This window comes from Peptoniphilus mikwangii, assembly GCF_000468535.1.
Lineage (GTDB): Bacteria > Bacillota > Clostridia > Tissierellales > Peptoniphilaceae > Anaerosphaera > Anaerosphaera mikwangii.
This window is the reverse complement of sequence record NZ_AUQY01000005.1, coordinates 262,260-285,462: the sequence shown is the minus strand read 5'-3', so window position 1 is coordinate 285,462 and position 23,203 is coordinate 262,260. Positions and strand designations below refer to the sequence as shown.

Below are 23,203 nucleotides of genomic sequence, written 5' to 3'. Positions count from 1 at the left end.
CGTCTGTTAAGGGTGCACCTATGACAAACGGTAAACTTGCGGTATATGATGACAGTCATAAGATTAATGATACATCAAACGGTGACGGAACGTCAATAAACGAATATAATTTGGCAACTATGACGGATACATTGTTTACTATAAATTACACGCCTTTTTTCCGTGTGAAGGATGATGGCAGCAATGAGTTCGGCGACCAAAGAATTGTAGTGGATATACCGTCTTACGGATTCAAACTTTCCAACCCCGGCATTGAAGGAGTGCAGTTTGAAAAAATTACCATGCTTGATGCAAATGGCAATGTAATCCCGTTGGATCCTGTATCGCAAAAGAATTATGATAAAGTTGTAAAAATTATTTATGATATAAATGATAATTTTCTTGGATCTTTGGGCGGTAGTGCAAGCTTGGTTTTTAATATCGCTTTTAACAGACGCAGTTTGACCGCTAAAGAATGTGAAAAGTGGCTGAACGAGGGAAAACTTGAAACAAAGCTTAATGTTGCTGCCTGTGAGGGAGAAAACAACGAGCCGATTAACAGTGCAGGAAATCCGTCAGAATATAAGTGGAGAATGTCACCGATTAATTATAATGATCCTAAAACGACAGTAACAGGAGATCGTCATCTAAATGCAAGTAGCATGGCAAAGATAGCAAATTCTGGTTTTATAAATTTTTATGATACAGATCCTGCAAGCGGTCCGTTTACAGGTAACAGGGACTACTATTATTATAAGCAGGGGACGATTCATGATGGAGATACTCCTCTAATGAGTTTGAAACATATTAAAGTTTATGTTCCAAAAACTGCAAGTGCTGAGGGAAATTTTATTTTAAAAAAATTACAAATCAGAAATGGATTATATGATTTAGATCTTGCTTATTATGTAAGCGTTAGTGAAATGAAAAATGATGGTGACGGCAAGGGAAATTATTATATTTTAACGCCAAGAAAATCTATGTATAATAATGGAAGCGATCATAAATGGAGTGAAGTTTTTTCAAATGGATTTTCACCTGTATGGCAAGTTCCGGATGGAATAGAAGATATCGGTTCTGACACTTTATATGAAGCTACAACACCTGAATTTGTTTTTGAGACTCCAAACGGAACGGACGGCAAAAAGAAAGTTATCGTCAGTGCTGATGATCAAGGTGTAAAGATTAAAACTATGAAAGCTCATACTGTAGATGGATATGAGATTCATAGCTTTGCAGGACCGGGATATCAGCTTTATAAAAACGCAGGAGGATATTATACTGCAAATGCAGTATCTCCTGATGCGAATTATACAGATGTAGGTTATACTCGTTTAAGTAATGAATATTATATATTGAAAGATGCAAACGGAGAATGGAATGAGTATTTTCCAAAGAATAAGACCGGAGCTACGGTTGAAACTTATGAGTTTCCTGAAGAAATTCAACCTACTGCATGGAAAGGAACTGCTCAAACATGGAATAATACTTCTTATAAAGTAGCAAAGGTTGTTTATACTACGGCAGATGGTAATGAACATACAGTAGATGTAAATTCACCTGTTCATTTAGCAAATAAAGTTCATAATTTTCCTAAAGTAAACTTTGATACTTCCGGTGGAAGAGTAACTAAAGTTGAGGTGTATTGGGAATATTTAAATAATGATATCTTTAATGCAACTACACATTTTGCAGGAAGATATAATGAAAATACCAGAAGGCAGTCATATGCTCAAAGTAAATTTGACTTTTATGTTACGCCTACAGCTACAGGACATTTACAGGTAAAATATTCTGCAAAATCAACTGATCCAACTGCTGATGTAAATGACAATTTTGATTATGAGGCTGACAAGGCTGTAAAAAATCCTGTGAATAATCTCAGTGGAAAAGCAAAGGACGATTTCTTTTGGACGACAGTAACTCAAAAGAAATGTACGCCTTTGAAAGCTGAGAGTACTGGTGCTAGATTAAAAGAAAATGTATTATTTCCTAATCAAGCAGAAAATGGAACTTTTTATGATACTTGGAAGTTGTTCTTTGATTATGGAACTAAAAAGGAATTTTCTCCAGTAACAAAAAATCCGAGAATTGATATGACAGTAGGAACTTTGAATCTTAAGGGATTGGATACGAAGGCTGATAAAACCGGACTTTTGACTGGTAAATTTACAGCGAATAAAGCTTTAAGCGGATGGAAAATCATCTATAAAACTGTCGACAATCAATCCGGATCGGAAAGTGCGGATAAAGTATATGATATTGGAGATATTGAAGACGGAACAAAAATAGATCTTGGTATTGACAGAAGTGTGGAACATTTGTCAAGTATTATCCTAAGCTATGACGGAATATATAATATTGAACCGTTTGTTGATAAAGAAACAGGGGAAGCTGTATTATTTTCAAATATTGAATATGAATTAAGAAATACGGATTTTAAAGGAAATCCACTTACGATAGAGAAGGAAAAAGGTGCTTGGTATGGACCTAATTACTTTATTCAGAATTTAGAAGGTAAATACTATAATGGCAATTGCAGCGACGGTAATCATATTCATGATGCGGGCAAAGGACAAGCTTTTGGTGGTAGGGCATGGAATGCTATAAAAACACCGCAACGTTACGGTCTTTTGACAAGAACTTATATTGTTACCAATAAGACTGCGGATAATGTCATTTCAAATACCGGTGATGATACGATTAATTCCATTTCACAGACTGGAACAAGTATGCAAAAAGTTAGATTTAATACAAAGGCTTATGCTTATGCCATGAATTCAGATATGCCTGAAGCGGGTAAGATGCCTTATGGAATCCCTGAATCTGCCTATGTGGAAATCACGGATAAACAATTTGCCGCAGATGTGGATAGTTGTAAATTTTTAGGTTATGATAATGCATCCGGCAATGTGAAAATCGAACAGATTAAGGATGCTGACGGCAGAGTATGGATTAAAATGTCTATTACAGAAGCGGGAATACAAGCTTTAAATAGACAAATTAGGGAAATTACTAAGAATAAGGCGTTTTCTTACTATTATTACTACAATGACAATGTACTTAAATTTATGGAAGACCCTGTTGTAATTGCGTTAAAGAGTTTCAGATATACTAGTGTTACCTCTCCGGGAGAAAATGAGCATCATCCATACGGAATGGTTTACTATGATATGAGTAAACTGGAGAGCAAGCTGGACGGCAGCAAGGAAGAATACTACAGTTATGCAAAACTCGAAGGCGATTTATTTCAGCTAACTGAAAATGCGGCAAATGCACTTGATGCTACGAAGGAAAAGAAATTATTTGGAATAGATTTGAGCAAGGTTGAAGTCATTGTATCCAAGAATACGGCTGTAGGATCAAATATTTTCCCGGGAAAATATGATAATATCGTATATGGAACAGCGGGAAGTAAATTTCCTACACAAAAATTCTACCCTGATGAAAGAGATAATTTACGAGGAGATTTCTCCGTTCAAGCTCCGGATTCAGATGGATTTAAGGAATTTAAGGCAATTATTGAAATTCCTAAAAAAGATAAATCAGTATCATATACTCAGCAAAATGAAACGGTTCAAACGCCGAAAACTGAGGTTAATATGTATTTGACAGGTGAAGCGGTTGTTACGGGAGACAGTCGTCCGGGCAAGCAGGAATTCACTTACAGCACGGACGGTGGAAACACTTTCGTTTCAGCGGAAAATATTACGGATTGGTCAAAGGTAACACATGTCAAACTTGATTTAGGAGAACTTCCTAAGGGTAGTCAGGTAAATATTAAATTGCCACTTAGAACTAATGCTAAAACTACAACTGATGAACTTGAAGCATATATTGGCGGAAGTTTTGAAACAACCGACTATACAGGATATAAGATGAGTGGCTATATCAATCCTGCAAAATATGTGTATGGAAATTTTTCTATTATTTCATCAGATGTATGGTGGGATAAGAATGAAAACGGAAAACTTGATGAGGGAGAAACAAAAGTAAAAGATCTTAAACTTGAACTATATTCTCCTAATCATGATGTAACTATCAATAATAAGCTAATCCCTGCCAATACTTTGATTCACAGTACAACTACAGATGAAAATGGAAGATATGAATTAAAGAGCTATATGCTTGATAAAGGTCAGTGGATAAAGGTTACAATGCCAAATGGTGACACTAAACTTACATTAAAAGCGGAAGATTCGGATATGTCGGAACACAAAAATTCCGATTTTGACAGAACAAGCTATAGAACGCCTGAATTACCTGAACTTGTAAGAGATAAATCACTTGATATCATCGGTTGTGGACTTATTCACCCTCCGAAGATAAAAACGGAGACCGTTAAGCTTCATGTTGGAGAAGAGTCAGGGGAAGGAGCAGCTAAAGCTGTGGCAACAAGTGACCATCCTACTGTATCTCCTGAATTAAAATATATTGAGTTACAAAATGATGTAGCGGATGTTGATAATCAAGGTAAAGTAAAGGGAAAGACGACAGGTAAAATTAAAGCCGAAGTTACAACAACCAACACATTGGCAAGTAGCAATCAGGCAATACCTGAAGATACAGTAAAAGCGGAATATGATATTATCGTTTATGGAAATATCATTTACAACAAGAATCATGCTGATGTAACGGGAGAAGCACCGAAGGATAATAATGAATACTATCCATCCGTTACAACAGACGGAAATGATGCTGACATAGATAAAGTAACTGTTTTAGGTGCGGGTACAATGAAAAGATCCGGATATGTATTCAAAGGATGGAATACACAAGCTGATGGCAAAGGTACTATGTATACCAAAGGCAATACTTTTAAAACAGGAACTTTGGATAAAGATGTAGAGCTATATGCAATTTGGTCTTTAATTTGGACACCGATGGAAATTCCCACAAGAGATGTCAAGGTAACAAAGACTTGGGAATTGCTTGAAGGGCATACAATACCTGTTAATGAAATACAAGTAGAATTATTTAAAGATGATGTTTCAACAGGAAAAAAACTTACTTTAAATGAAGCAAATAATTGGACTGCTACTTTTGAAAAATTGCCGGTATCAGCAACTTTAGGCGGAGCTAATCATAATTATACAGTTAAAGAAGTTGGAGAAAGTGGTTCTGCTATTAAATTTGATAATAAATGGTTTGGAGTTACTTATGCTGGAACTATGAAAGATGGTCTTACAGTAACTAATAAAGAAAAGTTACCATGGACACCGATGGAACCGCCAACCAGAGATATCAAAGTAACTAAAGCATGGCAAGACTATAAAGGCAATGATATAGAAGCACCTGTTGAAAGTGTTGAAGTGGAGTTATACAAAGACGGAGTGGCTATAGGAAAGAAGTTGGAACTTACAAAGGATAACAACTGGACTGTTACTTTTGAAAAACTTGAAGTGGCAAATGGACTTGGAAGTACTAACTACTATCAATATACAGTTAAAGAAACCGGCGAAAGTGGAAATGCTATTCAATTGAATAATAAGTGGTACGGAGTTATTTATGGCGGAACAATGAAAGACGGTTTGACTGTGACCAACAAAGAAAAGTTACCATGGACACCGATGGAACCGCCAACCAGAGATATCAAAGTAACTAAAGAGTGGAAAGACATTCAAGGCAATGTTAAGGAAGCTCCTGTAGATAAGATAGAAGTAGAATTATACAAAGATGGAGTAGCTACAGGTACTAAATTAGATCTTACAAAAGACAATAATTGGTCAGTTACTTTTGAAAAATTACCGGTATCAGCAACTTTAGGCGGAGAAAATCACAATTATACTGTAAAAGAAGTTGGCGAAAGCAGAAATGCTATTCAATTAGCCGGCAAGTGGTTTGGTGTTACTTATACTGGTACAATGAAAGACGGCTTTACAGTAACTAACAAAGAAAAAATGCCATGGACACCGATGGAACCGCCGATAAGAGATATTAAAGTAACAAAAGAGTGGAAAAACATTCAAGGAAATAATGTACAATCTCCTGTAGATAAGATAGAAGTAGAACTATATAAAGACGGAGTTGAAACAGGAAAAACACTTGAACTGAACTCAGGCAATAACTGGAGCGGAGAATTCAAGAATCTTGAAGTGGCAGATGGACTTGGAAGTATAAATTACTATCAATACACAGTCAAGGAAGTTGGCGAAAGCGGAAATGCTATTCAATTAGCCGGCAAGTGGTTTGGCGTTACTTACACTGGTACTATGAAAGACGGTCTTAAAGTAACAAATAAAGAAAAACTGCCATGGACACCGATGGAAATTCCTACAAGAGATTTAAAGGTAACAAAGACTTGGGATTTGCTTGAAGGACATACAATACCTGTTAATGAAATTCAAGTGGAATTGTTGAAAGATAATGTTTCAACGGGTAAAAAACTTACTTTGAATGAAGCAAATAACTGGACTGCTACTTTTGAAAAATTGCCGGTATCAGCAACTTTAGGCGGGGTAAATCACAATTATACGGTTAAGGAAGTTGGCGAAAGCGATTCAGCAATTAAATTAGTCGGTAAATGGTTTGGAGTTATTTATGGCGGAACAATGAAAGACGGTCTTACAGTAACCAACAAAGAAAAGTTACCATGGACACCGATGGAACCGCCAACCAGAGATATTAAAGTAACAAAAGAGTGGAAAGACATTCAAGGAAATGACGCAGAAGCTCCTATTGAAAGTGTTGAAGTGGAGTTATGCAAAGACGGAGTGGCTACAGGAAAGAAGTTGGAACTTACAAAGGACAATAACTGGACTGTAACTTTCGAAAAACTTGAAGTGGCGGACGGACTTGGAAGTACTAACTACTATCAATATACAGTTAAAGAAACCGGCGAAAGCGGAAATGCTATTCAATTGAATAACAAATGGTATGGAGTTACTTATGATGGTACAATGGTAGATGGTTTTACGGTTACCAACAGAGAAAAAATGCCATGGACGCCGATGGAACCGCCGACAAGAGATCTCAAAGTTACTAAAGAATGGAAAGACAACTCAGAAAACAGCATTGAAGCTCCTATAGATAGAATAGAAGTAGAACTATATAAAGACGGAGTAGCTACAGGCGAGAAACTTGAACTTACAGAGGCTAATAACTGGAGTGGAGAGTTCGAGAAACTTGAAGTGGCAAACGGACTTGGAAGTACAAACTACTATCAATATACAGTTAAGGAAGTTGGAGAAAGCGGTTCATCCATTCAATTAGCAGGTAAGTGGTATGAAGTAAGCTATAGCGGAACAATGAAAGACGGTCTGACAATAACCAATAAAGAGAAAAATTCATGGATACCGCCATATACACCTCCGGAGATACCATACACACCACCGTATACACCGCAGGAATTACCATTTACACCACCGACATCAACATATACACCGTTGGAAACACAACCGGTGATAGATGAAACAACCTATGTAAATGTTGAGAAAGAGTGGGAAGGAAAAGAACTTGACAGCATAAATATAACGCTATATGCAAATGGAATAGCAATAGAAAGCAAAACTCTGACAAAATCAGAAAATTGGAAATACACATTTAAAGACTTAAAAACATACGACGACGAAGGAAATAAAATAGAATACACAATAGGAGAAGAAGAACAACAAGGATATAAGACAGAAATAACAGGAGACATGGAAGAAGGATTTAGAATTAAAAATATAGAAATTCCAAAGGAAATTCCAAAGGAGCCTGAAGTTATTCAATACAAAAAAATTCCAAAAACCGGATTTGTCAATTCAGGTCTATATGCAGAAATGGCAACAATAATAGTGGTTGGAATATATGCTGTGAGTGTATTTAAAAAGAAGAAATATTAGTATTATAAAGTTGCTCAAATTGTCAAAGGAGCAATATAGAAAACAGTAAAGACTATAATAAAAGATATACTAATTTTTACAGAGTTGAAATATGTATAAAGTAAAAAGATGAGATTAAAATCAATCTCATCTTTTTATTTAAAAATTAAATATATTTTATGGTACTGAAAAGTTATAGAAAAAGTCAAATTGAAAACACCTAAAGATTATATTGTTATATTCCTCGGGTGTTTTATAATTATACTTTTTTCTTATTATGATGCACTTTCTTGAGTTTGAATAACAGGTTCTATCAAAACATTGTCAGTCGGATCAAGAACTTCTATAAATGTAAGTCCGGGAGCTAATATTATTTCTTCTCCGTTTGTTGTTTTAAATATTGTTTTTTCTTTTTTACTTGGTTTTTCCCAAGTTATATCTATTACTTTACCTTGGGTAAACAGTTTTCCGTTTCCACTTCCTATATGTTCTATTGTGAGAGTGTCTTTTGGTCCTGTAATACTTGATTTTGCAAATTCAAGTATTATATTTTTTGCAGATACATTTGATCCGTCTCTTTCATCAATTACATTTTTTCCATTTCTTATAGGTAGATATGTTTTAGTTTCTTCATTATACTCAAAAGTCATATTATAGTGCTTGAAGAAATCCAATGAAAGTTTTGTAGCAGGAGAATCACCCATTTGTAGATTAAGAGTATCTAAATTTTCTGATGTGTCGAACTTAAAGCCTTTTACTTCTTTAAGGTCTTCTAAGTAATTAAAATCTTTTGCTGCCGAATATAATAAATCATAGCTTGTATAACCGTCATGAGGACGTTTCTTTTTTACTTCTTTATTTCTGTAGTAGGTTGAGCCCTCCAAGTAAATTCCATCCAAGTCTTTTAAGCCGACAGTTTCAATTTCCATGTAGCCTGCATCTGAACCGCCCCAGTGAGCATAAATTGCATCATATTCTTTTGCGGTATCTACAAAGTATGGTCTTGCAGAGCGAACCGGACCAAGTACATCAACATGGTTTTTCATAAATAGTGCCATAAATCTTGTATATTCACCTTCAGCTTTAAATTCATAGATTATTTCAGCATCGTTAAGACCTGATTGAGGAGTTGCATCAGGATGGTTATCAATCATAACTGCAAATACCGGTTCTTTTGAAATGTTTTTTTCAGTTTCTATTCCGCTAAGAGGTGCATAGTAGTGAATTTCTTCTTTTACAGGTTCGTTTACTTTATTCGAACTTTCGCTTGCACCGTTTGAAGAGCAGGCACAAAGTGTAAAGGATAATAGTAGTGTTGTAATTAATTTAGTTTTATTCATAATCATTCTCCATATTAAAATTATTTTTAATTTCGGTAATTAATATTTTTAATTCCGGAAAAATTAATCTATCTTTATGATAAATTAATTTAAAACTTTTTTAAATATAATGTCATTGCTGTTGCAAATTCATTGAGTTATTTTACCTCCTTAATAATAGTTTAATGAGTACATAGATAAAAATCAATACTTGTAAAAAGATTAACTTTTTGTTGAGAATAAGCAAGAATTAACATTCAAATGTGATATAATTAAAAAAAGTGAGGTGTTGTTATGAGTATTTCAAGAAATGAAATGATTAAACTTGATAAGGAGGCTACTTCCAAGTATAAAATACCGTCGTTATTGTTGATGGAAAATGCGGCAGTTGCTATTTTTCATCAAATAAATATTTACGACTCATATACTATTGTATGCGGAGGCGGAAATAATGGCGGCGATGGAGTTGCTTTGGCAAGACATCTTCTAATTAATAAAAAAGATGTTGATGTATTTATAGTGAAAGATCCGAAAAGTGATGATTTAATTAAAAATTTGGAAATGCTTAAAAATCTTACTGAAAATATATTTTTTATAGAAAATGAAAATGATTTGGATTTGTTGGTTAATTCACTTGAAGTAAATGAAGTTTGCGTAGATGCTATTTTCGGAACGGGTCTTACAAGAAATGTAGACGGGATTTATGAGAAGGTTATAGATAATATCAACGCCCATTCCAATTACACTTGTTCAATAGATATACCGTCAGGACTTGATGCTGATACGGGGAATATTTTAGGCAGTGTGGTTATGGCAAATGAAACGATAACTATACATGATGTAAAAGATGGTATGGTCAATAATGAAATTTGCGGAAAAATTTCAACTGTATATATAGGAATACCTGCGATATGAAATTAAAAATAGATGGGAATGTGAATTTTACCGAAGGTTCAATAGCATCGGGGATAATTTATTTTGCGATACCGCTTTTACTTTCAAATTTTTTGCAACAACTTTACAATACAGCAGATCTCATGATAGTTGGAAATTTTGCAGGTAAAGGACCTATGGCATCTGTAGGTGCAACAGGTCCTGTTGCAAATTTATTAATAGGATTATTCTTAGGACTTACTACAGGGGCATCTGTTATAGTATCTCAATTTTATGGAATGGGAAATAGGAAGAAACTTCACAGCTGTATTCATACTTCTTATGCAGTAGCTATAGTGGGAGGAATAGTTTTATCTGTGTCGGGATATTTTTTATCTTCTATTATTCTTTCAAATTTGAATACGCCACGTGAAATTATGGATGACTCAATAAGATATATGAGAATTTTTTTCCTTGGAGTTACACCCCTGTTAATTTACAATATGGGAGCGGGAATTTTAAGATCTACCGGAGATTCAAGAAGACCTTTTAATTTTTTATGCATAAGTGCGATAGTAAATATAATTTTAGATGTAGTATTTGTAGTTTATTTTAAGTTATCAGTAGTCGGAGCGGGTTGGGCAACTTTTATTTCTCAAGTTGTATCTGCGATTTTGGTTACTTATAACCTTATGGTTTCTGATAGAATTTTTAAATTAAATCCTAAATATGTCAAATTTTATAGAGATACTATTGGAAAAATTTTAAAAATAGGAATTCCGATAGGTGTGCAATCAAGTGTAATTTCCCTTTCAAATGTTTTGATACAATCAAAGATTAATACATTTGGAGCAAATGCAATAGCCGGAATTTCTGCAGAAAGTAGAATAGACGGATTCATATTTATGGCACTTCAAGCTGTGTCTTTATCCGCAACAACATTTGCAGGACAAAATTTTGGAGCTGGCAGATTTGACAGAATAAAAAAAGGAATAAAAACTGCAATGTTGCTCATGGTCGGAACTGCATTATTTTTATCTGCAATAAGCATAATTTTTGCAAAAATTTTAATTTCTGTATTTAACAGTGATCCTGAAGTTATAAACTATGGTTCAGAATGTCTGTATTATATTGCAAGTACATGTTTTATATTTGGAATAAGTGAAGTATTCGGCGGTTTTGTAAGAGGAGCGGGGAAAGCAATAGTTCCGATGGCAATTTCAATAGTTTCAATGTGCGGGCTTAGAATGGTTTGGATATATGTTGCTCTTGGAACTTGGAATAATATAGAAATAATTTATCTATCTTATCCTATCTCGTGGATAGTTACATGTATTTTAAATGGATTATATTATTTTTTTGGAAAGTGGAATCCGCAGGAAAGGTTTAATAAATAAAGTATTAAAAAGCATTGCATTATAATAAAATAGAGTATAGTATTATAAAAAGGCGGATATATTATGATTTATAGCGATAAACTATATTTTGATAAAATGAAGCTTGAAGATGTATATAAATTTAAAAATTGGGGAAAGCATAGTATTTCTCTATATGATGATTATAATTTCTATGAGGACTCTAAAAAAGATATAGAAGATTGGTTTTCGTGGAAAACTCACGGACGAAGAGTTTTATATTTTACAATATTTGAAGAAGGAGAACCTATAGGATATTTGAGTTTTAAGAGAATAAATAAATTTTTTAAGACGGCAGTCCTTGGAATTGTATTAAATCCGGATAAGGTATCATGTGGATATGGAACGGAAATACTTTTGAGAATGTTAAGTTACTATTTTAATGAGATGAATTTTTCGAAGATATATTTATCTGTTGCGGGGTACAATGACAGAGCAAAGAGATTATATAAAAAAATGGGATTTAGAAAATATTCTTCAACAATTTATTTTTATCCAAATGGAGATATAGATTTTAGTGATGTGGAATATACAAAGTTTAAAAAATATTTTTTGAGTTTTTTCGGGAAATTATTTTTTTATGCAGATAAGATGATTTTAGATAGAAATACTTTCAATGAGGTGGTAAAATGTATTTCAAATTAAAAAAATTAAGTATGGATATGGGAGATACTCCTGTTGAAAATATTTTTATAAATGATTATATGCCTGCAGCGGACGGAAATTTTGTAAAGGTTTATCTGATAGGTTATAAACTTGCAAGAGAGTCCGGAGGACTTAAAAATTTTGACTTTCATACAGTTGCAGACATCCTAGGATTGATAGAATCTGATGTTTTAAGAGCATGGGATTACTGGGAGAAGGTTGGAATAATAAAGAAAGAACTGCAAGAAGATGGAAGTTTTGATATAGTTTTTTTGAGTTTAAAGGAATTGTATGTTGAAAATATATATACAGTTTCTAATGCTGAAGAAAAAGTAGATCAAAATTCAATATTAGATGATAAAAAAATAGCGGGTTTACTTTCAAGTGCGGACTATTTTATGAGAGGCAGACTTTCAATAGCACAAAAGCAAGATATTGCATCGTGGAGAGATGTATATAATATGCCTGTTGAAATTATTGAAGAAGCATTTTGGTATGCTACGGAAGTAAAAAAGAAAGATAGTATTCAATATGTTGAAGCAATTGTGAGAAATTGGTCTAAGAATAACATTAGAACAGTTGAAGATATAGAAAATAGCTATAGAGAACATGATGAGAGATATTATAGGCTTATAAAAATAAAAGATAAAATAGGGTTGTCAAATAAATCTTATAATGCTGTAGATTTTGAGACGGTAAACAGTTGGTTTGAGAAGTATAATATAAGTATGGAGCTTGTAATGGCTGCATGTGAAAAGTGCATAAATACAAATAATCCGAATTTAGGATATGTAAACAGAATTTTATTGAATTGGGTAGAAAAAGGAATAACAAGTCCGGATCAAATTAAGAGTTTGGATAAAAGAGAAACTAAAGTTAAAAAAACTAAGTTTCATAATTTCAAACAGCTTACCGATAAATTATCAGAAGATGATTTGGAAGAACTTGCAAGGAAAAAAAGACAGGCTTATTATAAAAGTCTAAGGTGATATTTATGAGGGAAATTTTTAGAAAAATTGAAAGAGAGTATGAAATTAAAAGGGATGAGAATCAAAAAGCTCTTAATCTTCGCAAAGAAGAAGTTTATTTAAAAATCCCCGAAATTAAAAAAATTGATGAGTGTATTGTAAATTTGAGCATTGAGGCGACTAAAAGGCAAATAAAAAATCCTTCGGTTGATGAACTTGAAAAAATTAATGAGGATATATATGCCCTTCGGGGCGAAAAGGAAAGATTTTTATTAAAAAATGGATACGAGGCAGATTATTTAGATTTACATTATAGCTGTGAGGAGTGTAAAGATACAGGATATCTTCAGGGCGGGATCAGATGTAACTGTCTAAAAGCAAGGCTAAGTAATGATTTATATAATATAAGCAATATTTCCTATATGCTCAGAAAAGAAAATTTTGATACATTTGACTTAAATATTTTTTCGGATGAGATATATGAGGAAGAGGGAATTTCTCCAAGAGAAAATATGAGGATGATTTATAAATGTTCAATGGAATTTTTAAAAACATTCAAAGAAAAAAATGATTACAATATGCTTTTTTACGGAGCAACAGGTCAGGGAAAGACCTTTATGTTAAATTGCATAGCTAAGTATCTTTTAGATAGAAATGTAAATGTAATTTATCAAACTGCTTTTAATATGTTAGATGTAATAGAAGATAGAAAGTTTAGAAGAAATGAATTAAATTCTATGAAATATGATATGTTGTTTGATAGTGAACTGTTAATAATTGATGATTTGGGAATTGAAATGGTAAACTCATTTTCGGCATCTGAAATTTTTAATATAGTCAATGCCAGAATGATAAGCGGGAAGAAAACATTAATTTCTACAAATTTGTCTTTGAAAGAACTTTCAAACACATATACAGATAGGGTTTTTTCAAGAGTATTTTATAAATTTAAGCCTTTAAAATTTTTTGGCGAAGATTTAAGATTAAAAATTAATTTATAAGGGATGAAGAATATGAATATTTCACAAAGAGTGCAGGAAATACCCTATTCTGCAATAAGAAAATTAACACCGTATGCTGATGAAGCTAAGGCTAAGGGTAAAAAAGTATATCATTTAAATATAGGAGCTCCGGATACGAAAACTCCGGAAGAATTTTTTTATGCAATTAAAAATTTAGATATGAAAACTTTGAGTTATGCACCTTCTATAGGTGTTAAAGAACTTAGGGAGCAAACTGCTAAATACTATAAAAATAAGGGAATAGATTTTGATTCTGACAAGGAGATAATTATAACAGCAGGTGCAAGTGAGGCATTATTATTTGCTATAATTGCAGTTTCAGAAATAGGAGAGAGAATTTTAACTTGTAATCCGTTCTATTCAAATTATTATACAATTTTCAGAGAGTGCGGGATAAAGCCACAAACATTTGATACAACAGTAGAAGACGGATATAGACTTCCGGACTACGAAACTATAAAGGCTTCTGTTACAGAACAAACGGCGGCAATATTAATTTCAAATCCGTCAAATCCTACAGGAGCGGTTTATACGGAAGATGAAATTAGAAGATTGGTTAGAGTTGCAGTTGAAGAAGATTTATATATAATTGCAGATGAAGTATATAGAGAATTTGTATTTGACGGAGCAAAATTTAAATCATTTGCAGAAATAGAAGGAATAGAAGACAGATTGATACTTTTAGATTCAATATCTAAAAGATTTGGAGCTTGTGGTGCAAGAATAGGTTCAATAGCTTGTAAAAATAAAGAACTTATGGCTTCTTTTGTAAAGCTTGCTACAGCAAGACTTGCAGTTGCAACAGTTGAACAAATAGGCGCAACTCAGCTCTATGATGTAAGTGAAGAATATTTTAAGGAAGTAAATGAAGAATATCAAAGAAGAAGAGATTGTATTTACAATGAGCTTAGCAAAATAGATGGTGTAAAAATTTATAAACCTGAAGGAGCATTTTACATTATGCCGCAACTTCCTATTGAGGATGCAGAGGATTTTGCAAAATGGATGTTGACAGATTTTGATGTAGACGGAGAAACAGTTATGATAGCACCGGGTTTTGGATTTTATCACAATTCAGAAGTTGGAAGAAATCAAGCAAGACTTGCATTTGTATTAAATGTAGAAGACCTTAAAAAAGCAATAAAAATTCTTGGATTAGGGCTTGAAAAATACAAAAAATTAAAAAATTTGTAACAGTTAGGAGAAGTCGATGAAAAAGGAACAATTACAAAAAATTTTTATAATGCTTGTAGTTTTAGTATCTCTGTTACAGCTGATATATAATGAATCAATAATTAAGCTTGGAGAATATAAAATGCTTGTTAGAAATATAGAATACTTTGTAATTGCTGTGGTAGCAGTAGTTAGTGTATTATATGCAAGATTGGATAATAAAAAAACTGCGGGAAATTTAATAAAGTTATATTTACTTTTAATTGTTCTTTTTATACTTTTTAAAATCAGAGGCATTATATAATAACCGGTCATATTGACCGGTTATTTTTTATGAAAATAAAATATAGAAGAAAATTATCGATAAAAATCAAATAAAAATCAAAGATTTAAAAAAGTAAGTTATAATTTTAAAAAATTTGGTATATAAAAATAAATGGAGATGATAATATGAAAAAAAATCTAATTTTGGCAGGAATCATGCTGTTATCAGTAGTAATAATAACTACATTGGAAAAAAATAAAATTAATGATAACGACTTTGAGAGAGAATTAGGAGGGGACGTAAAAATGGTAAACAAGGAAAATGAAAAGACAATATATCTCGCCGGAGGATGTTTTTGGGGAGTGGAAGGATATTTTCAAAAAATAAATGGAATTAATTCTACCGATACAGGATATGCAAATGGAAACAGTAATTCCACAACATATAACAATCTAAAAAATTCAGATCATGCAGAAACAGTAAAAATTGATTATGATATATCCAAAATCTCTTTAGAAGAAATTTTATTACACTATTTTAGAATAATTGATCCTAAATCTATAAACAAACAGGGAAATGATATTGGAAGACAATACAGAACAGGAATATATTATACAGATGAAAATGATAAAAAGATAATTGATAAAATAATGAAGTATGAAGAAGAAAAACAAGGTGAGCTTGCAGTAGAAGTGCAAGAGCTTAAAAATTTTGTACTAGCCGAAGATTATCATCAAGATTATTTGAAGAATAACCCTTCAGGATATTGTCACATAAATCTAAAAATGGCATCGGAGCCGTTAATGGATGAAGACTATCCAATACCGTCAAAGGAAGAATTAAAGACTAAATTAAGCGAAGAAGATTATGATGTAATAGTAAATGCGGGAACAGAAAGACCACATACAAGTAAGCTTAACGATGAATACAGAAAAGGAATATATGTGGATAAAGTATCAAAAGAACCACTATTTGCATCTAAGGACAAATTTGATGCAGGGTGCGGATGGCCAAGCTTTTCAAAGCCGATTGTTACAGATAAATTAAAAGAAAACAAAGATACAAGTCATGGAATGATAAGGACAGAGGTTAGAAGTAAAAACTCAAATTCACATTTAGGGCATGTATTTGATGACGGTCCTAAAGAAAGTGGCGGATTGAGATATTGCATAAATGGAGCTTCACTTGAATTTGTTCCATATGAAGAAATGGACGAAAAAGGATATGGAGAATACAAAGTATTTTGTGAATAAATTGAAATAATTAAAAAATATTAGAAAAGATATAAAAAAACTATTGACAAAAAAGAATAAAACTAATAGAATAAAAAAGCTATCGCTTGAACAGAAAATTTCATAAAAGAAATAAAGAAAAATAAAAAAAACATCTTGACATCTTTAAAATGAAATTATATAATGAATAAGCTGTTCAAATGAATAGCAAACCTTGATAATTAAATAGTGTAAGAGAAAGAAACACAAGCAAAGCAAAAAAGCTTAGCGGAAAAAGTCAGTGAAAGAAACTGAAAGCTAAGGATACAAATTTCAATTGAGAGTTTGATCCTGGCTCAGGACGAACGCTGGCGGCGCGCCTAACACATGCAAGTCGAGCGATGAAAAGGATTTGGAGTTCTTCGGGACAAAGAAACCTTGGATTAGCGGCGGACGGGTGAGTAACACGTGAGTAACCTGCCTTTGACATGGGGATAGCCTCGGGAAACCGTGATTAATACCCAATAACATTTCCAAGTCGCATGACATGGAAATCAAAGCGTTTAGCGGTCAAAGATGGACTCGCGTCTGATTAATTAGTTGGTGAGGTAACGGCTCACCAAGATAGCGATCAGTAGCCGGCCTGAGAGGGTGAACGGCCACATTGGAACTGAGAGACGGTCCAAACTCCTACGGGAGGCAGCAGTGGGGAATATTGCACAATGGGGGGAACCCTGATGCAGCGACGCCGCGTGAGCGAAGAAGGTTTTCGAATCGTAAAGCTCTGTCCTATGGGAAGATAATGACGGTACCATAGGAGGAAGCCCCGGCTAACTACGTGCCAGCAGCCGCGGTAATACGTAGGGGGCTAGCGTTGTCCGGAATCACTGGGCGTAAAGGGTTCGCAGGCGGAAAAGCAAGTCAGGTGTGAAAGGCGAGGGCTTAACCCTCGTAAGCATTTGAAACTGTTTTTCTTGAGATGTGGAGAGGTAAGTGGAATTCCTAGTGTAGCGGTGAAATGCGTAGATATTAGGAGGAATACCGGTGGCGAAGGCGACTTACTGGACACAAACTGACGCTGAGGAACGAAAGCGTGGGGAGCAAACAGGATTAGATACCCTGGTAGTCCACGCTGTAAACGATGAGTGCTAGGTGTCGGGAGTAATCTCGGTGCCGCAGTAAACACAATAAGCACTCCGCCTGGGGAGTACGTACGCAAGTATGAAACTCAAAGGAATTGACGGGGACCCGCACAAGCAGCGGAGCATGTGGTTTAATTCGAAGCAACGCGAAGAACCTTACCAGGGCTTGACATATAGTGGACATATTTAGAGATAAATACTTTTCTTCGGAAACCGCTATACAGGTGGTGCATGGTTGTCGTCAGCTCGTGTCGTGAGATGTTGGGTTAAGTCCCGCAACGAGCGCAACCCTTACCTTTAGTTRCCAGCATGTAAAGATGGGAACTCTAAAGGGACTGCCGATGATAAATCGGAGGAAGGTGGGGATGACGTCAAATCATCATGCCCTATATGCCCTGGGCTACACACGTGCTACAATGGTCGGAACAAAGGGTAGCAAACTTGTGAAAGTAAGCAAATCTCAAAAAGCCGATCTCAGTTCGGATTGTTCTCTGCAACTCGAGAACATGAAGTCGGAGTTGCTAGTAATCGCAGATCAGAATGCTGCGGTGAATGCGTTCCCGGGTCTTGTACACACCGCCCGTCACACCATGGGAGTTGGCAATACCCGAAGCCTGTGAGCTAACCTTAGGGGAGCAGCAGTCGAAGGTAGGGTTAATGACTGGGGTGAAGTCGTAACAAGGTAGCCGTATCGGAAGGTGCGGCTGGATCACCTCCTTTCTAAGGAGATTAACTGTTGGACTGTAAAAGGAAAGGCAGTAATCAAAAGTGAAGGACACACAACAAACCAAAGAGAGCTTGGTTCTAAGCTCTTACACTATTAATTATATATAAAAAAATCCAATTCAAAACTATATAGTTTTGAATTAATTTATGGACTTGTAGCTCAGGTGGTTAGAGCGCACGCCTGATAAGCGTGAGGTCGGAGGTTCGAGTCCTCCCAGGTCCACCAGTAATGATGAAAATCATTAAAAGAACCATGAAAACTACAAATCTAGAAGAAAGTCAAAACTTAAATTTCAGAAGAAATAAAGAAAAGACAAGAACACTGGAAAAGAAGTTAAATTTAGAAATAAATATAACAAAGGTCAAGTAAAAAAGAGCATTAGGTGAATGCCTAGGCACCAAGAGGCGAAGAAGGACGTGACAAGCTGCGAAAAGCTGTGGTAAGGAGCAAATATCCATCGACCCACAGATATCCGAATGGGGAAACCCACCTTAAAAAGGTATCTTTAAGCGAATAAATAACTTAAAGAAGCGAACCGGGTGAACTGAAACATCTAAGTAACCCGAGGAAAAGAAAGAAAACTCGATATCCCAAGTAGCGGCGAGCGAACAGGATAGAGCCCAACCGTGCATAAAGTATAAATAGCCAGTAGAATCATTTGGGAAGATGAACCAAAGAAGGTAACAGTCCTGTAAACGAAGGCGAAGAAATACCGGCACAAAAGAGTACCACGAGACACGAGAAACCTTGTGGGAAAATGGGGGGACCACCCCCCAAGGCTAAATACTACTTGGTGACCGATAGCGAACAAGTACCGTGAGGGAAAGGTGAAAAGAACCCCGGGAGGGGAGTGAAATAGAAACTGAAACCTAATGTTTACAAGCAGCGAAACTGGCAAAAGCCAGGATCGTGTACTTTTTGTAGAACGGGCCAGCGAGTTATGATATCTAGCAAGGTTAAAGTATAAAGTACCGGAGCCGTAGAGAAATCGAGTCTTAATAGGGCGAAAGTTAGATGTCATAGACCCGAAACCGTGTGATCTATCCATGGGCAGAGTGAAGTTGAAGTAAAATTCAATGGAGGCTCGAACCGGGTAGCGTTTAAAAGCTATCGGATGACCTGTGGATAGGGGTGAAAAGCCAAACGAACACGGAGATAGCTGGTTCTCCTCGAAATAGCTTTAGGGCTAGCCTTTAGTGATCAATGATGAGGGGGTAGAGCACTGAATCGTAGAGGGGTCTGTAAGATTACTAATACGTATCAAACTCCGAATACCAAATCAAGCACTAAGGAGTCAGACAATGTGGGATGAGCTTCATTGTCGAAAGGGAAACAGCCCAGACCACCAGCTAAGGTCCCAAAATAATAGTTAAGTGGGAAAGGATGTGGAGTTACTCAGACAACCAGGATGTTGGCTTAGAAGCAGCCATACATTCAAAGAGTGCGTAATAGCTCACTGGTCAAGTGACTCTGCGCCGAAGATAACCGGGGCTAAACTATATACCGAAGCTGTGGACTACGAAAGTAGTGGTAGAGGAGCAATGTGTAAGAGACGAAGCATAAGGCGTAAGCCGATGTGGATTTTACAGAAGAGAGAATGCTGGCATGAGTAGCGAAAGGTGAGTGAGAATCTCACCCGTCGAAAACCTAAGGATTCCTGAGGAAGGCTCGTCCACTCAGGGTAAGTCGGGACCTAAGGCGAGGCTGAAAAGCGTAGTCGATGGACAACAGGTGGAAATTCCTGTACCGATATGAAGCGTAAGAAAGTAAGTGGGGACGCAGGAGGATAGTAGCAGCGCCCAGTTGGTGAGGCGTGCAAGCACAAAGGTGGGAATAGAGGCAAATCCCTATTCTAAGAACACTAAAGTGTGATGCGGATCGAAAAACAAGTAGAGAAGGATATGACTCCACACTGCCAAGAAAAGCCACTATCAAGTAACATATCGCCCGTACCGCAAACCGACACAGGTAGGAGAGGAGAGAATCCTAAGACGAGCGGAAGAACCTTTGTTAAGGAACTCGGCAAAATGACCCCGTAAGTTAGCGAGAAGGGGAGCCCCTGTAAAAGGGGGCCGCAGTAAAAAGGCCCAAGCGACTGTTTACCAAAAACATAAGTTTCTGCAAAGTCGAAAGACGAAGTATAGGAGCTGACACCTGCCCGGTGCTGGAAGGTTAAGGGAAAATGTTAGGAGCAATTCGAAGCATAGAACTGAAGCCCCAGTAAACGGCGGCCGTAACTATAACGGTCCTAAGGTAGCGAAATTCCTTGTCGGGTAAGTTCCGACCCGCACGAAAGGTGTAACGATTTGGGCACTGTCTCAACAAAGGATCCGGTGAAATTGTAGTAGCGGTAAAGATGCCGCTTACCCACGACAGGACGGAAAGACCCCGTGGAGCTTTACTGTAGGCTGACATTGGATTTTGAGTTTAAATGTACAGGATAGGTGGGAGACAAAGAAGCTAGTACGCCAGTATTAGTGGAGTCAACCTTGGGATACCACTCTTTTAAGCTTAGAATTCTAACCTAACCCCTTGAATCAGGGGAAGGGACACTGTCAGTCGGGCAGTTTGACTGGGGCGGTCGCCTCCCAAAAAGTAACGGAGGCGTTCAAAGGTTCCCTCAGCACGGACGGAAATCGTGCGAAGAGTGCAAAGGCAGAAGGGAGCTTAACTGCGAGACCAACAAGTCGAGCAGATAGGAAACTAGGACTTAGTGATCCGGTGGTACCGAGTGGAAGGGCCATCGCTCAACGGATAAAAGCTACCCCGGGGATAACAGGCTTATCTCCCCCAAGAGTCCACATCGACGGGGAGGTTTGGCACCTCGATGTCGGCTCGTCTCATCCTGGGGCTGAAGTAGGTCCCAAGGGTTGGGCTGTTCGCCCATTAAAGAGGCACGCGAGCTGGGTTCAGAACGTCGTGAGACAGTTCGGTCCCTATCCGTCGTGGGCGTAGGAAATTTGAGAGGAGCTGTCCTTAGTACGAGAGGACCGGGATGGACTAACCTCTGGTGAATCAGTTGCACTGCCAAGTGCACGGCTGAGTAGCTAAGTTAGGAAGGGATAAGAGCTGAAGGCATCTAAGCACGAAGCCCCCCTCGAGATGAGATTTCCCCTGAAAAGATAAGACCCCTTGAAGAAAACGAGGTAGATAGGCTCAAGGTGTAAGAGCAGCAATGTTTTAAGCTAAAGAGTACTAATAGGTCGAAGACTTGACCAAGAAAGAAGAAAGATTTGTAGTTAAATGGTATCCGGTAACGAAAGTAAGAGGGAAACACCTGTAACCATACCGAACACAGAAGTTAAGGCTCAATACGCCGATGGTACTTGGCTGGCGACGGCCCGGGAGAGTAGGTATTGCCGGTTTGAATAAAGGTCTATGAATGAATATGTAAATATCGTTTATAGGCTTTTTTATTTTGTTTAAAATTAATTTAGATAAATTATTCAATAATATATAATAATGTTTTAATTGCTTTTATAAATTTGATATAATATATGTTAGAAAGTTATTTTCGAAGAAAAAGGGATGAAGTTATGAGGGATTCAGATAGACCTATAGGAGTTTTTGATAGCGGTATAGGTGGACTTTCTGTTCTAAAGGAAGCTATAAATATATTAACTGATGAAAAATTTATATATTTTGGAGATACTGCAAGAATACCTTATGGAATTAGAACTCCTGAAGAAATTGAAAAGTTTACTGAAGAAAGTTTTGATTTTCTAAAGAAACAAGGAGTAAAAGCCGGTATTATAGCTTGTAATACTGCTACTTGTTATGGTCTTGAAACAGTATCTAAAAGATTTGATTTTCCGATAATAGGTGTTGTTACGCCATCTTGTGAAGCGGTTCATAAAATTACCGAAAATAAAAATGTGGCACTTCTTGCAACGCAGGGAACTGTTAATAGTAAAGTTTATGACGAACATTTTTCTGATATAGATCCATTTGTTGATCTTAAATCTGTTGGTTGTCCTGATCTTGTTGTTGCCATTGAAAACGGACATATAGATGATGAATATGTTGAAAAGATTATAGAAAAATATTTGAATGAAATTAATGAATTCGATTATGATACCTTAATTTTAGGTTGTACTCATTTTCCTCATGCAAGAAAAGCTATAGAAAGAGTTCTTAATAAAAGTAATAAGAAAGTGAATTTAGTAGATCCAGCAAGAACTACAGCATTAGATTTAAAAGCAATTTTAGAGAAAGAAGGATTATTAAAGGGAAATTGCTTGGAGAGTGAAAATGATTCTAAAATTGTATTTTATACAACAGCTAATATAGAAAAATTTAAGAAAACAGCTATAGAAATTGTTGGGCAAATGATTGAAGAATCTAATTTTGAAGAAATTTCTTTAGAAAAATAAAAATGTTATATGTTAATAAGCTAAGATTAATGGAAAATTATCTGTTAATCTTTTTTATTTGGAATATCTATTATTCCAGAAAATGTTTTTTTTAAAAAGGATTATAGATAAAAATATTATTTGTAAAATGAAGGGATATAAAATAAAAAATATTTTTATGATTTAGTTAACTGGTACTTAATAATTTATTAATAGGTTCATTAAATGGCTTTTTAAGCGGATTTTGACTATTTTTACATAGATTTTATAGAATTATTTAAGTTGACAAGAGCAGTAATAAATTATA

11 protein-coding genes, 1 tRNA gene and 3 rRNA genes are annotated in these 23,203 nt (G+C 35.5%); 14 read left to right on the top strand and 1 reads right to left on the bottom strand.

Features of this window, described 5'->3' with window-relative positions:
* The first annotated feature begins 20 nt into the window (after positions 1-20).
* The gene (locus M915_RS07485) at positions 21-7,805 is read left to right on the top strand and encodes a Cna B-type domain-containing protein (protein ID WP_115737027.1); all 7,785 of its coding nucleotides are present in this window, start codon (positions 21-23) and stop codon (positions 7,803-7,805) included.
* A 254-nt stretch (positions 7,806-8,059) separates the two neighbouring features.
* On the opposite strand, the gene M915_RS06275 is transcribed toward M915_RS07485, so the two are convergent.
* The gene (locus M915_RS06275) at positions 8,060-9,124 is read right to left on the bottom strand and encodes a DUF3048 domain-containing protein (RefSeq protein ID WP_081689757.1); all 1,065 of its coding nucleotides are present in this window, start codon (positions 9,122-9,124) and stop codon (positions 8,060-8,062) included.
* Between the two features lie 273 nt (positions 9,125-9,397).
* Between M915_RS06275 and M915_RS06270 the strand changes: the two genes are divergently transcribed.
* The 13 genes from M915_RS06270 to murI all read left to right on the top strand — a co-directional run bounded on the left by M915_RS06270 (position 9,398) and on the right by murI (position 22,917).
* The gene (locus M915_RS06270) at positions 9,398-10,018 is read left to right on the top strand and encodes an NAD(P)H-hydrate epimerase (protein ID WP_036730422.1); all 621 of its coding nucleotides are present in this window, start codon (positions 9,398-9,400) and stop codon (positions 10,016-10,018) included.
* On the top strand, positions 10,015-11,373 hold the full coding sequence (locus M915_RS06265; protein ID WP_036730420.1) for an MATE family efflux transporter: 1,359 nt from the start codon (positions 10,015-10,017) through the stop codon (positions 11,371-11,373). Before M915_RS06270 ends, M915_RS06265 begins: the two co-directional genes overlap by 4 nt.
* 63 nt (positions 11,374-11,436) lie before the next feature.
* Positions 11,437-12,036, top strand: a complete 600-nt coding sequence (locus tag M915_RS06260; protein WP_009221602.1) for a GNAT family N-acetyltransferase — start codon at positions 11,437-11,439, stop codon at positions 12,034-12,036.
* Positions 12,021-13,025, top strand: coding sequence for a DnaD domain-containing protein (locus tag M915_RS06255; protein WP_009221601.1), 1,005 nt, complete (start codon positions 12,021-12,023; stop codon positions 13,023-13,025). Before M915_RS06260 ends, M915_RS06255 begins: the two co-directional genes overlap by 16 nt.
* A gap of 5 nt (positions 13,026-13,030) precedes the next feature.
* A complete protein-coding gene (locus tag M915_RS06250; RefSeq protein ID WP_009221600.1) occupies positions 13,031-14,005 on the top strand; it encodes an ATP-binding protein in 975 nt (324 codons plus the stop codon).
* Between the two features lie 12 nt (positions 14,006-14,017).
* Complete coding sequence (locus M915_RS06245; protein WP_009221599.1) at positions 14,018-15,220, top strand: pyridoxal phosphate-dependent aminotransferase; 1,203 nt, start codon at positions 14,018-14,020, stop codon at positions 15,218-15,220.
* A 16-nt stretch (positions 15,221-15,236) separates the two neighbouring features.
* Positions 15,237-15,503: a hypothetical protein gene (locus tag M915_RS06240; RefSeq protein ID WP_009221598.1), complete on the top strand. Its 267-nt coding sequence runs from the start codon at positions 15,237-15,239 to the stop codon at positions 15,501-15,503.
* 146 nt (positions 15,504-15,649) lie between these two features.
* Positions 15,650-16,717, top strand: coding sequence for a peptide-methionine (R)-S-oxide reductase MsrB (msrB, locus tag M915_RS06235; RefSeq protein WP_036730418.1), 1,068 nt, complete (start codon positions 15,650-15,652; stop codon positions 16,715-16,717).
* A 291-nt stretch (positions 16,718-17,008) separates the two neighbouring features.
* Positions 17,009-18,537, top strand: a 16S ribosomal RNA gene (locus M915_RS06230).
* Between the two features lie 155 nt (positions 18,538-18,692).
* A tRNA-Ile gene (locus M915_RS06225) sits at positions 18,693-18,769 on the top strand.
* A gap of 134 nt (positions 18,770-18,903) precedes the next feature.
* Positions 18,904-21,763, top strand: a 23S ribosomal RNA gene (locus M915_RS06220).
* 30 nt (positions 21,764-21,793) lie between these two features.
* Positions 21,794-21,909: ribosomal RNA gene (gene rrf, locus M915_RS06215) — 5S ribosomal RNA — on the top strand.
* Together the 16S, 23S and 5S rRNA genes with 1 tRNA gene alongside form the textbook arrangement of a ribosomal RNA operon.
* Positions 21,910-22,080: 171 nt before the next feature.
* Entirely contained in the window at positions 22,081-22,917 is an 837-nt protein-coding gene (gene murI / locus M915_RS06210) for a glutamate racemase (RefSeq protein WP_036730416.1), read from the top strand.
* Positions 22,918-23,203 lie beyond the last annotated feature (286 nt).

Coding starts and splice junctions, on each gene's coding strand:
- M915_RS07485 (WP_115737027.1), top strand. CDS start 21: ATGACAAACGGTAAACTTGCGGTATATGATGACAGTCATAAGATTAAT.
- M915_RS06275 (WP_081689757.1), bottom strand. CDS start 9,124: ATGAATAAAACTAAATTAATTACAACACTACTATTATCCTTTACACTT.
- M915_RS06270 (WP_036730422.1), top strand. CDS start 9,398: ATGAGTATTTCAAGAAATGAAATGATTAAACTTGATAAGGAGGCTACT.
- M915_RS06265 (WP_036730420.1), top strand. CDS start 10,015: ATGAAATTAAAAATAGATGGGAATGTGAATTTTACCGAAGGTTCAATA.
- M915_RS06260 (WP_009221602.1), top strand. CDS start 11,437: ATGATTTATAGCGATAAACTATATTTTGATAAAATGAAGCTTGAAGAT.
- M915_RS06255 (WP_009221601.1), top strand. CDS start 12,021: ATGTATTTCAAATTAAAAAAATTAAGTATGGATATGGGAGATACTCCT.
- M915_RS06250 (WP_009221600.1), top strand. CDS start 13,031: ATGAGGGAAATTTTTAGAAAAATTGAAAGAGAGTATGAAATTAAAAGG.
- M915_RS06245 (WP_009221599.1), top strand. CDS start 14,018: ATGAATATTTCACAAAGAGTGCAGGAAATACCCTATTCTGCAATAAGA.
- M915_RS06240 (WP_009221598.1), top strand. CDS start 15,237: ATGAAAAAGGAACAATTACAAAAAATTTTTATAATGCTTGTAGTTTTA.
- msrB (WP_036730418.1), top strand. CDS start 15,650: ATGAAAAAAAATCTAATTTTGGCAGGAATCATGCTGTTATCAGTAGTA.
- murI (WP_036730416.1), top strand. CDS start 22,081: ATGAGGGATTCAGATAGACCTATAGGAGTTTTTGATAGCGGTATAGGT.